Origin of the sequence: Nocardia neocaledoniensis, from assembly GCF_029868625.1 — a bacterium.
In the GTDB taxonomy this organism is placed as follows: domain Bacteria; phylum Actinomycetota; class Actinomycetes; order Mycobacteriales; family Mycobacteriaceae; genus Nocardia; species Nocardia neocaledoniensis_A.
This window is the reverse complement of sequence record NZ_JARWOJ010000320.1, coordinates 18432-29910: the sequence shown is the minus strand read 5'-3', so window position 1 is coordinate 29910 and position 11479 is coordinate 18432. Positions and strand designations below refer to the sequence as shown.

Genomic DNA, 11479 nt, shown 5'->3' with positions numbered 1-11479 from the left:
CGGCCAGTTCGGTCTCCATGTCGACGAACACCGCGCCGGGAATGTGCCCGTCCAGATAGTGCTGCGGACCGTCCGGATCACCCAGCGCCCACCGCACATCGAGCAGATGAATCCTGTTGTCCGCCAGTTCCTCCCGAAGTTCGTCCGGGGAGATCACCACCGCGCCCACACCCACTCCTCACTCGCCGTCACACTTACGGACCCCCTGATTGCGCCACCCTACGCAGTCGGTCCCGCCCACGGAAGCGAATGCCCGGCCACGGCCGAGTACCGATGGCCATCCGAACTCCCCGCTGCGAGCCGGCCCAGGAGCCCCAGGAAACCTCCACCGTGCCCGCGACGGGCGTCGGCGCTGTCCTCAAACTGGACCGGTCCGGACGAACGTCGATCAGGCCACTTTCGGCCCACTGGCAGGCGACAGCCGCCCGTTCGACGGGCAATATCTGCACAATGTCGCAGGTCACCAGCACCACACCCGATGAAGTCACCGAGCAGCGGGCGGGCATCGCCCAGCCGCTCGGGGCGGGGGCGATCACAGCGCTGGTCGGATTCACCAGTTCGTTCGCGGTGGTGCTGAGTGGGCTGCGGGCGGTGGGGGCGAGCCCGGCGCAGGCGGCGTCGGGCCTGATGATCCTGTGCTTCACCCAGGGCATCGGCATCCTGCTGCTGAGTTTCCGCTACCGGATCCCGATCACGCTGGCCTGGTCGACGCCGGGCGCTGCGCTGCTGGCGAGTACCGGGTTGGTGGCGGGTGGCTGGGCGGGCGCGGTCGCCGCGTTCGCGGTGACCGGGGTGCTGATCGTGATCACGGGACTGTGGCAGCGGCTGGGTTCGCTCGTCGCGGCTATCCCGGTACCGATCGCGCAGGCGATGCTCGCGGGTGTGCTCGTGCCGCTGTGCCTGGCGCCGGTGCGGGCCCTGCAGACCTCCCCGGCCGTGGTCGTGCCGGTCATCGTGGTGTGGCTGGTGTTGCAGCGCTACGCGCCGAAGTGGGCGGTGCTGGTCGCCTTCGCCGTGGCGGCGATCGGCACCGGCATCGACATCGTGGTGCGCGACCGGCACTTGGATCTGGCCGCCATGGTCCCGACGGTGGAATGGACCGCGCCGCAGTGGCATTGGCAGGCGATCGTCGGCATCGCGATCCCGCTCTACATCGTGACGATGGCCTCGCAGAACATCCCCGGCGTCGCGGTGATGCGCTCGTTCGATTACCAGGTGCCGTGGCGCGCGTCGATGCTGGTCACCGGGATCGGCACCATCGCGGGGGCGGGTGCAGGTGGCCACGCGATCAACCTCGCCGCGATCAGCGCCGCGCTCTCGGCCGCGCCGAGCGCGAGTCCCGACCCGCAGCGACGCTGGATCGCCGCGGCCACCGCCGGCGCGAGCTACCTGGTGCTCGGGCTCGCCTCGGCCGCGCTGGTCACCCTGATCGCCGCGGCTCCGGCGGGCACGCTGGAAACGGTCGCGGGCCTGGCTCTGCTGGCCACCCTGGCCGCGGCGCTGACCGGCGCGCTGAGCGACCCGGAGCACCGGATGGCCGGCCTGGTCACGTTTCTCGTGGCCGCGGCCGGAACGAGTTTCCTCGGTATCGGCGGCGCCTTCTGGGCACTGCTCGCCGGCCTGGCGGTCCGCCGGTTCCTGCCCAGCGGTGCCTGACCCGGATCAGAACGCGGGAACGTCGCTCGTGCTCGCGTTTCCGCCGATCGATGGCTTCAGGGTGATCTCCCAGTCCGAGCCCGCGTCGAAGACGTCGTCGAACTTCTGGAACTGGCGATCACGGGTGAAGCTCAGCGTGGCCTGATCCCAGTCGGTGCCGGTCTTGAGATAGACGTAGTACGACCCGTCGATCCCGCTCAGCGTGGCCTGGGAGTTCCCCTGCACGTAGATGGTCGCCTGCGGCGCCGCCGGATTCCCGTTCGCCACCACCACGGCGACATCGGAACTGTTGCCGTTGTCGATGGTCAGCGTCCCGGCCCCGACCAGCCCGTCCTGCTGGACGACCTCCCCGTTGCCGGCCCGCCGGTTCAGCAGCGGCAGCGACGGCACCTCGGGCACCACCGGCGCCGACACCGCGACACTCGACGCCGACGACGTGCCGCCACTCGACAGATCCGACTCCGAACACCCACCGACCACCGCGGACACCGCGATCACGGCCACGACGAACACACTGCGCTTGAACATGGAATTCCCACCCCGTTTATCCAGGCCCGGACCCACCGGACCATCTCTCGCACAACAGTATCGCGCCCCTACGACAACAACGCCAATCCGGTGGACGCTCAGTTCGGGCCGGCGAGGCGGTCGAGCAACGGGGCGGTGCGGGGGCCGACGAGTTCGCGCATGACCAGGGCCATGTTGGTGCGTTCGACGCCGGGGATCTTGAGGATCTGGCCGGCGATGCGGTAGAGGTCGTCGGCGTCGCGGGCGACGACGCGGACGGTGAGGTCGGTGGAGCCGGTCATGCCGCACACCTCGGTGACCTCGGGGACGTCGGCGAGCTCGTCGACGACGGCGTCGAGCTGATGCTGGTCGACGACGACCGCGACGAAGGCCGCCAGCGGGTAGCCGAGGGCGCGCGGCTCGACCCGGCGCTCGAAACTGCCGAGTACCCCGCCGCTGTCCCAGCGCGCCAGCCGCGCCTGCACCGTGTTGCGCGACAGACCGAGGCGCGCGGCGAGCTCTACGCCGGTCGCACGCGGGTTGGCGATCAGCTCACGCAGCAATCTGGCATCGGTGGCGTCGAGCGTCACGTCGGGTTCGCGACTGGTCATACAACGCAGTATGACAGCGCCCGACCCCCGCAGACCATGCATTCTGCGCACTGCCGTGTCGGTCGCTTGCGCAGTCGGCTTTATCGTGGATGCTGAGTGATACACATCGCACTCAGCGATTGTCGTACCCGCACCGGCCCACGAGGCCAGGTGGAGAGGAGGCGATCTCGATGTCGGAGAAACAGGCCTACCCGGTCCAGTTGATCCAGCCCGATGGCAAGCGAGTGTTCGATCGCGAGCACGCCGCACTGGTGGCCGATGTCGGTGCCGAACGGTTGCGGCAGCTCTATCAGGACCTGGTCGTGACCCGCCGGATCGACGTCGAGGCGACCTCGCTGCAACGCCAGGGCCAACTCGGATTGTGGCCACCCCTGCTGGGTCAGGAAGCCGCCCAGGTGGGCTCAGCGCACGCCCTGCACCCCGACGACTATGTGTTCTGTTCCTACCGCGAGACGGCCGTGGCCTATGTCCGCGGCGTGCCGCCCGAGCAGCTGACCACCCTGTGGCGCGGCGCCGCCCACCACTGCTGGGACCCCGACGCGGTGAACATGACCAACGCCAATATCGTCGTCGGCTCCCAGGGCCTGCACGCCACCGGCTACGCCTACGCGGCCCACCTCGACGGCGCCGACCTGGCCACCATCACCTATTTCGGCGACGGCGCGACCAGCCAGGGCGATATCGCCGAGGCGCTCGGTTTCGCCGCGGCGTGGAGCGCGCCGGTGGTGTTCTTCTGCCAGAACAACCAGTGGGCGATCAGCGAACCGGTGACCGTGCAGAGCCATGTACCGCTGGTGCGCCGCGCCGACGGCTACGGCATCCCCGGCGTGCAGGTCGACGGCAACGACGTGCTGGCCGTCCTCGCCGTCACCCGGCAGGCGATCGAGCGCGCCCGCACCGGCGGCGGCCCGACCTTCATCGAGGCGATGACCTACCGGATGGGCCCGCACACCACCGCCGACGACCCCACCCGCTACCGCACCGCCGCCGACACCGAGTACTGGGAACACCGCGACCCCATCGAACGCGTGCGCCTGCTGCTGGACCGCGAGGGCCTGCTCGACCCCGAGTTCGCCGACCGCGTCGCGGCCACCGCCGACGATGTCGCCCGCCGGGTGCGCACCGCCACGACCCAGATGCCCGATCCCGACCCGATGAGCATGTTCGACCACGTCTACGCGACCGAGCACCCCCTGATCGCCGAAGAGGCGCGGCAGTTCTCGGCCTACCTCGCCGAAGGAGCGCAGTCATGATCACCACCTTCGCCGCCGCGCTCAACACCGGCCTGCGCCGGGCCATGGACGACGACAGCAAGGTCGTGCTGCTCGGCGAGGACATCGGCAGGCTGGGCGGGGTCTTCCGGGTCACCGACACCCTGCAGAAGGACTTCGGCGACAACCGCGTCATCGATACGCCGCTGGCCGAATCCGGCATCGTCGGAACGGCTTTCGGCATGGCGTTGCGCGGGTACCGGCCGGTGGTGGAGATCCAGTTCGACGGATTCGTCTATCCCGCCTTCGACCAGATCGTTTCCCAGGTGGCCAAGATCCACTACCGCACCGGCGGGAAGGTGAAGGCGCCGTTGACGATTCGCATTCCCTTCGGCGGCGGCATCGGCGCGGTGGAACACCACTCGGAATCGCCCGAGGTGTATTTCGCGCACACCGCGGGCCTGCGGGTCGTCTCGCCCAGCACGCCCGCCGACGCGTATTCGATGATCCGCCAGGCGATCGCGCTCGACGATCCGGTGATCTTCTTCGAGCCCAAACGTCGCTATTGGGACAAAGCCGACGTAGATTTCGAGGGCGAACCGGATCTGCCGCTGCACTCGGCCAGGGTGTGCACGCGCGGCGCCGACGCCACCGTCGTCGCCTACGGCGGCACCGTCGCGCCCGCGCTGACGGCGGCGAAGATCGCGGCCGAGGAGGGACATTCACTGGAGGTGATCGATCTGCGCAGTCTCTCGCCGATCGACGTCGACACCGTCGCCGCCTCGGTCGACAAGACCGGCAGGCTCGTGATCGCGCACGAGGCGCCGGTGTTCGCGGGGCTCGGCGCCGAGATCGCGGCCCGCGTCACCGAACGCTGCTTCTATCACCTGGAGGCGCCGGTGCTGCGCGTCGGTGGCTACGACATCCCCTATCCCCCGGCTAAGCTCGAAAAGCACCACCTGCCCGACCCCGACCGCATTCTGGCGGCGGTCGATCGCACTCTCGCCGCGTGAAGATGAAAGGTGCACCTGTGCCGGAACAAGCCGCCGACGACGGTCATGTTCTCGAGTTCCGCCTCCCCGATCTGGGCGAGGGCCTCGCCGACGGCGACCTGGTGTCCTGGTCGGTCGCGGTGGGCGACACGGTGGAACTGAACCAGACCATCGCCGAGGTGGAGACCGCGAAGGCGGTGGTGGCGCTGCCGTCACCGTTCTCCGGCGTGGTGGTGGAACTGCTGGCGAAGCCGGGCGACACCGTGCCGGTCGGCGCTCCGCTGATCCGGGTGCGCAACGACCTCGAGGTCACCGAACCACCGACGGCGACCCGCAACGACGTGCTGGTCGGCTACGGCCCCGAGGCCGAATCCACCTCGCGCAGGCGCAAACCCACGCCCTCGGCGGCGATGGCGGCCAGCACCCCGAGCACCCATCGCGCGGCGGCGACGCCGGCGGCGCGCAAACTGGCCAAGGAACTCGGTATCGATCTGTGGTTCGTCGCCGGGTCGGGGCCGGAGGGCGCGGTCACCGTCGAGGACGTGCGGACCGCCGTGCCGGTGACGACGCCGCGCACCCCCGCCAAGGTCGGCGAGGCGGTACCGGCACCGGCCAACGGTCACTCCGGCGACGCCGACGCCGGCCTGATCGAGCCGACCGCCCGCGAGGAACGCACCCCCGTCAGCGGCGTCCGCAAGCGCACCGCCGCCGCGATGCTGGCCAGCGCCCGCACGATCCCACAGGCGAGTACCTTCGTCACCGTCGACTGCACCGCCTCGATGGAACTGCTCGATCACCTGCGCACCACGAAATCCTTCGAGGGCCTCACCCTCACCCCGCTGGCGCTGGTCGCCAAGGCGGCCCTGGCCGCGATCGCGGAGTATCCGGGCATCAATTCGGCGTGGGACGAGCCGAACCAGGAGATCGTCACCAGGCACTACGTGAATCTCGGCATCGCGGTCGCCGCCGAGCGCGGGTTGCTGGTGCCCAATCTCAAGGAGGCGCAGACGCTGAGCCTGCGCGAGCTGTGCCGCGAGATCAGCGATGCCGCCGAGACCGCCCGCTCGGGCAACGCGACTCCCGCCGACCTGCGCGGCGGCACATTCACCATCACCAATGTCGGGGTGTTCGGCGTGGACAGCGGTGTCCCGCTGGTGAATCCGGGTGAGGCCGCGATCCTGTGCCTCGGCTCGATCCGCAAGCGGCCGTGGGTGTTCCGCGATGAACTGGCCGTGCGCTGGGTGACCACGCTGGGGCTCAGCTTCGATCACCGGATGATCGACGGCGAACTCGGCGCCCGCTTCCTCGCCACCACCGCGGGCTTCCTGGAGGACCCGTTGACCCTGCTCAGCCGCGTCTGAGCGATATATCCGAGCCGTCACGCCGACGAAACACGACGGGCATCGGCGGTAAAAATGGCGGGCTACAAACAGGTGCATGAGTGAGGCACATCCCGTCGACACCCGGCTGCCGTTCGCGCGGCAGCTGGCGTTCGGCATCCAGCACGTCCTGATCATGTACACGGGATGTATCACCGTGCCGCTGGTGTTCGGCGCGGCCGCCGGGCTCGACCGGGCCACGATCGGGCTGCTGATCAGCGCCGATCTGCTGGTGGCCGGGATCATCACGCTGATCCAGAGTCTCGGCGTCGGCAAGCTGGCGGGCGCCCGGCTGCCGATCATCTGCGGTGCCACCTTCGTCGGGCTCAACCCGATGATCCTGATCGCCAAGGAATACGGACTAGACGCCGTGTACGGGTCGATGCTGATCGGCGGCGTGGTCGGGATCGCGCTGGCCTGGCCGTTCGCCAGGGTGGTCCGGTTCTTCCCGCCACTGGTCACCGGCACGGTGCTGACGGTGGTCGGGGTCTCGCTGATCGGGGTCGCCGGGGGCCTGATCATCGGGACGGATCCGAAGGCGCCGGGGTTCGCGGCGCCGTCGAACATCGGGCTGGCCGCGGTGGTCGTGCTGATCGCGGTGGGGTTCGTCTGCCTCGGTCGCGGGGTGTGGTCGCAGCTGGGTGTGCTGATCGCGCTGGCGGCCGGGATCGTGCTCGCGCTGCCGATGGGCCTGGTGTCGACCGCCGGCATCGGGACGGCCGACTGGATCGGCATTCCCCAGCCGTTCCACTTCGGCGCGCCGCAGTTCCCGGTGACCGCCGTGGTGGCGATGAGCATCGTGATGGCCGTGGTGTTCGCCGAGTCGACGGCGAGCATGCTGGCCATCAGCGAGATCACCGGGAAACCGATCGGCAAGGGCGACCTCGCGCGCGGCCTGGTCGGCGACGGCCTGTCCGGGGTGCTCGGCGGCGTGTTCACCGCCTTCGTGGACACGATCTTCAACCAGAACGTCGGCGCGGTGGCGGCGACCCGGGTCTACAGCCGGTACGTGACCGCCGTGAGCGGGGCGATCCTGGTGGTGCTCGGCGTGGTGCCCCGGATCGGCGAGGTGATCGCGGCGATCCCGAAGCCGGTGGTCGGCGGGGTCGGGCTGGTGTTGTTCGCGACCGTCGCGGTGGTCGGGGTCAACACGCTGCGCCAAGCCGATCTCGGCGACCGGGTGAACGCCACCATCGCGGCCACCGCCATCGGCATCGGCCTGCTGCCGGAGCTGACCAGCGGCATGTTCGCCAAGTTCCCGACCTCGGCGCAGATCCTGCTCGACAGCGGAGTCACCCTCGGCGCGGGCGCGGCCTTCCTGCTCAATCTGGTCTTCAACCACACGAAGCTGGGCACGCTGGCCCGCGCTTCGATCGCCCCAACGGCCCCGGTTCCGAACGCGCCGATCCCCGGCTGACCTGGCGGTGCCGAACCGTGGTTCGGCGGGTCACCCTCGCGGCGAGGCTCCGCGACAGTGGGCGGCGCTCTGCCCGCGCCGGGGCGGCGTGACCCGTCACCGCGGCAGCCCCGCACCAGGATTCGGAGTGGGCGTGTGCCTGCCGCGTTAGGGTGCGGGCATGGAGATTGCGGGCAAAGTAGCCATCGTCACCGGCGCGGGTGCGGGGATCGGGGCGGCACTGGCGCGTCGGCTCGTCGACGGTGGCGCGCGGGTGGTCGTGGCGGATCTGGATGCCGACAGCGCGGCGAAGGTAGCCGGGGAGTTGGGCGCGGTGGCGGTCGGCGGTGACGTGGCCGACGAGGCGGTGATCGCCTCCCTGATCGAGACCGCCGAACGCGAATACGGCCCGGTGGACCTGTATTTCGCGAACGCGGGCATCGGCGGCGGACCCGGCCTCGACAGCACCGAGGACCAGTGGTCGGCGGCCATCGACGTGAACGTCATGGCGCACGTGCGCGCCGCCCGCCTGCTCGTCCCCGGCTGGGTCGAACGCGGCAGCGGCTATTTCGTGACCACCGCGTCGGCGGCGGGCCTGCTGACCCAGATCGGGTCGGCCCCGTACTCGGTGACCAAGCACGCGGCCGTCGGCTTCGCCGAATGGCTCTCGATGACCTACGGCGACCAGGGCGTACGGGTGAGCTGCCTGTGCCCGATGGGCGTGGACACCCGCCTGCTCAGCGGCGATCTCATTCCCGACGCGCCGCAGGCCGCGGCGCTGGCCATCAAGGCCGTGACGACCGCGGGCAAGGTGCTCTCCCCCGAAGAGGTCGCCGACACCGTCGTGGCGGCGATGGCCGCCGAGCACTTCCTGATCCTGCCGCACCCCGAGGTACTCGAGATGTACCGGCACAAGGGCGCCGACTACGACCGCTGGCTGTCGGGCATGCGCCGGTTCCAGGCGATGCTGCGCGGCTAGTCGGTGACGAGCTCAGCGGCCGCCGTGCGCACGACGTCGGGAATCGGCACCGGCTTGCGGGTCTCGGCGTCGACGTACACGTGCACGAAATCGCCGTTCGCCGCCAGTTCCAGGCCACCCTCGGTCTCGCGGAAGATCGCCAGGTCATAGGTGATGCTCGAGTTCCCCAGCCGGGCGATGCGCAGGCCCACCTGCAGCTGGTCGGGGAAACTCACCGAGCCGTGGAACCGGCAGGCGGTCTGGGCGACCACGCCGAGCGCGGGCAGCGCGGTGATATCGGTGCCGGTGGCGCGCATCAGCCAGGCATTCACGGCGGTGTCGAAGTACGAGTAGTAGGTCACGTTGTTCACGTGGCCGTACTGGTCGTTGTCGGCCCACCGGGTCGGCATCGGCCACAGGACGGGATAGTTCACGCTGACATCATCGCAGTGCCCTGGCGGTGGTCGCGCGGGCTCACCCCGAAGTGACGTTTGAAGGCGGTGCTGAGCGCGAACGCGCTGCCGTAGCCGACCTGGCGGGCGATGGCCTCGACGGTGGCGTCGGATTCGGCGAGCAGGTCGGCGGCCAGCGACAGGCGCCATTCGGTCAGGAAGGTCATCGGGGGTTCGCCGACCAGGTCGGTGAACCGGCGGGCCAGCGCTGCCCTGGACATACCGACCGCCTCGGCCAGCGCGATCACCGTCCACGGGTGTGCGGGATTGTGCTGGAGCAGGCGTAGCGCCTTGCCGATCAGGGGGTCGCTGTACGCGTGGTACCAGGCGGGGGCGTCGTCGCGGGCGAACCAGGAGCGCAGCGCGGCGATGAGCAGCAGGTCGAGCAGCCGGTCCAGGACCGCAGTCTGGGCAGGTAGGTCCTTGGTGGCCTCGTCGACGAGCAGGTCGAGCAGCCGGGTGTCGAGTTCGCCGCGCGGCAGCACCGCGACCTGGGGCAGGGCACGCAGCAGGCGCCTGCTCACCGCACCGGCCGTCTCGTAGGTGCCGGTGACCATCAGGGTCTCGCCCGCCGGGTCGGTGCCCCATTGCCGGACACCCAGACTCAGTGTCTCGCAAAGGATCTCGCCATCGGGCGTGGTGGTGACCTGCCCGGGCCGGATGACGATCTGCGGTTCGGTGGCCGGATCGTCGGCGACCGTATACGGCCGCGGGCCACGGAACACCGCCACATCACCGGCCACCAGCTGCCGCGGCGGCTCGGAATCCGCACTGACCCAAGCCTTTCCACGGATCATCGCGAGCACCGTCAACGGCGCCTCGTCCTGAATCCGCAGCGACCACGGCGGGTTCAGCAACGAACACATGAGAAACGCGCCGCGGGCACGCGGGCCTTCGAGCAATCCGGCCAACGCATCCACACATCCACCCTAGCCGCGCTCGTCCGCCCTCGCCCCGATCGCGGCGCCGAGGCTCCAGTCGATCGGATCGGTGCGCTGGATCCGCAGATGGTTGGTGCCCGGCTCCGGGTCGAGATCGCGCTGGTAGAACCGGAACCGATAGCGGCGTTCGACCGGATCGGCCACGTAGTGCCACAGCGTGCGTTCCGGCACGGTGCCCTCGATGCCGGCGGCCGCGTCGTCGACGTAGGCGCACTGCACGACGTCGAGCAGGGCGGTGATGTCCGCGGGATCCCACGGGCCACGATGCGCCGCGATCGCCTCGGTGAGCACGCGGTACCGGACGAACGAATTGTGCTCGGCGGCGACCGGGACCTGAGGGAAGGAGTCGATCGTCGGGTAGCGGTGCAGGGCGTGATTGGTGACCACGAAGGGCTTGTCGGGCTCGGCGTCGATGAAGCGGTATTGCCGCGAGTCACCGTCGATCTCGAGCACCGTGGCCGCGCCGTGCACGTCGGCGATGAACCAGTGCATGTTCGTCTCGCCCGCGCAGAAGATCGCCTGCGACAGCACGGCCGCCTTGGCCTCCGCGACCGTGGTGGCGGCGTTGAGGAGGCAGCCGGGCACCTGCAAGGCGGTGAGCCCGCTGGCGAACCCACCCGCCAGGCCCGCCCCGACATTGCCGCGGTCGGAGTGGTCGACCAGCACCGCCATCATCAGCCCGGCGGCATTGACGCCGTCGAGCGCGGGATTGAGCAGGTCGTGGCTGCCGAGCGTCGCGACCGGGGTGCCCATCGTCGGCGCCGTGGTCAGCAGGATGGTCCGGGAACAGGAGGGATGTTCGTCCGGGCTCGGAGCCAGGCCGTGTTGCGCGCTGAGCGAGCCGATGAACCAGTCCAGGTTCCGGCCGAACATCGGCCTGCCGGTGCTGGTGAGCGCGGGCGGGAACCACACCAGCGAGCAGCCGGGAGCCCGCGTGGGAACGTCGAAACCGAGCGTGGTGGTGTCGTGTTCGGCCATCGTGGAGGACACACCGAACGCGTCGGCGACACCGCGGGACCGCTCGCCCAGGGCCGGATAGTTGCGGTCGAGATAGGTGAGGCGGCCGTGGCCGTAGTCCGGCGACGCGTAGGGCGCGAGCGCGACGTGATAGTCACGGCGAGCGAGCGCGCCGAGGGCGGCGCCGATGTGGGCGTCGGTGCCCCGGACAGTCAGCGCGCGCACCGACAGATAGTCGTCCGCTGTGGCGGGAACGAGATAGGAATCAGCTGCGATCACGGAACACACCTCCGATGTCACCCGGCGAGCTCGGTATCCACAGCCAAGCACGGCGAACCCGCGACATGGGTGAGGCACGGCGGTAGACGACGGCGTATGGCCGCGAGCGGCACAACGATGTCGCCGCGACGCGCGGGCCG

At 69.9% G+C, this 11479-nt stretch carries 12 protein-coding genes; 6 read left to right on the top strand and 6 right to left on the bottom strand.

Features of this window, described 5'->3' with window-relative positions; genetic code table 11:
- Nucleotides 1–157 (bottom strand): rhodanese-like domain-containing protein (locus QH270_RS24170; RefSeq protein ID WP_280346375.1); only part of this gene is annotated, 157 nt, incomplete at its 3' end.
- A gap of 293 nt (nucleotides 158–450) precedes the next feature.
- On the opposite strand from QH270_RS24170, the gene QH270_RS24165 reads away from it, so the two are divergent.
- Nucleotides 451–1656 carry a benzoate/H(+) symporter BenE family transporter gene (locus QH270_RS24165; protein WP_280346373.1) on the top strand — a complete coding sequence of 402 codons (1206 nt, stop codon included), beginning with the start codon at nucleotides 451–453 and terminating at the stop codon, nucleotides 1654–1656.
- A 6-nt stretch (nucleotides 1657–1662) separates the two neighbouring features.
- On the opposite strand, the gene QH270_RS24160 is transcribed toward QH270_RS24165, so the two are convergent.
- Together QH270_RS24160 and QH270_RS24155 are read right to left on the bottom strand one after the other, a co-directional pair.
- Nucleotides 1663–2184: a hypothetical protein gene (locus QH270_RS24160; RefSeq protein ID WP_280346372.1), complete on the bottom strand. Its 522-nt coding sequence runs from the start codon at nucleotides 2182–2184 to the stop codon at nucleotides 1663–1665.
- A 98-nt stretch (nucleotides 2185–2282) separates the two neighbouring features.
- On the bottom strand, nucleotides 2283–2774 hold the full coding sequence (locus tag QH270_RS24155; RefSeq protein ID WP_110036932.1) for an Lrp/AsnC family transcriptional regulator: 492 nt from the start codon (nucleotides 2772–2774) through the stop codon (nucleotides 2283–2285).
- Nucleotides 2775–2944: 170 nt separating this feature from the next.
- Here QH270_RS24155 and pdhA point away from each other — a divergent pair, with 170 nt between their 5' ends.
- The 5 genes from pdhA to QH270_RS24130 all read left to right on the top strand — a co-directional run bounded on the left by pdhA (nucleotide 2945) and on the right by QH270_RS24130 (nucleotide 8731).
- On the top strand, nucleotides 2945–4027 hold the full coding sequence (gene pdhA, locus QH270_RS24150; protein WP_280346371.1) for a pyruvate dehydrogenase (acetyl-transferring) E1 component subunit alpha: 1083 nt from the start codon (nucleotides 2945–2947) through the stop codon (nucleotides 4025–4027).
- Nucleotides 4024–4998: an alpha-ketoacid dehydrogenase subunit beta gene (locus tag QH270_RS24145; RefSeq protein ID WP_280346370.1), complete on the top strand. Its 975-nt coding sequence runs from the start codon at nucleotides 4024–4026 to the stop codon at nucleotides 4996–4998. Before pdhA ends, QH270_RS24145 begins: the two co-directional genes overlap by 4 nt.
- 17 nt (nucleotides 4999–5015) lie before the next feature.
- Nucleotides 5016–6338 carry a dihydrolipoamide acetyltransferase family protein gene (locus QH270_RS24140; RefSeq protein ID WP_280346369.1) on the top strand — a complete coding sequence of 441 codons (1323 nt, stop codon included), beginning with the start codon at nucleotides 5016–5018 and terminating at the stop codon, nucleotides 6336–6338.
- A 76-nt stretch (nucleotides 6339–6414) separates the two neighbouring features.
- Entirely contained in the window at nucleotides 6415–7773 is a 1359-nt protein-coding gene (locus QH270_RS24135) for a uracil-xanthine permease family protein (protein WP_280346368.1), read from the top strand.
- Nucleotides 7774–7933: 160 nt separating this feature from the next.
- Nucleotides 7934–8731, top strand: a complete 798-nt coding sequence (locus QH270_RS24130) for an SDR family oxidoreductase (protein ID WP_280346367.1) — start codon at nucleotides 7934–7936, stop codon at nucleotides 8729–8731.
- Here QH270_RS24130 and QH270_RS24125 read toward each other — a convergent pair.
- From QH270_RS24125 to QH270_RS24115, 3 genes are read right to left on the bottom strand one after another with little or no spacing between them, the layout of a single operon-like run.
- Nucleotides 8728–9120 carry an acyl-CoA thioesterase gene (locus tag QH270_RS24125; protein ID WP_233001681.1) on the bottom strand — a complete coding sequence of 131 codons (393 nt, stop codon included), beginning with the start codon at nucleotides 9118–9120 and terminating at the stop codon, nucleotides 8728–8730. The two genes, QH270_RS24130 and QH270_RS24125, sit on opposite strands and share 4 nt — an antisense overlap.
- Nucleotides 9121–9140: 20 nt before the next feature.
- Nucleotides 9141–10082 (bottom strand): AraC family transcriptional regulator, encoded by a 942-nt coding sequence (locus tag QH270_RS24120; protein ID WP_280346366.1) that lies wholly within the window; start codon nucleotides 10080–10082, stop codon nucleotides 9141–9143.
- Nucleotides 10083–10091: 9 nt separating this feature from the next.
- Nucleotides 10092–11339 (bottom strand): hypothetical protein, encoded by a 1248-nt coding sequence (locus QH270_RS24115; protein ID WP_280346365.1) that lies wholly within the window; start codon nucleotides 11337–11339, stop codon nucleotides 10092–10094.
- Nucleotides 11340–11479: the final 140 nt, after the last annotated feature.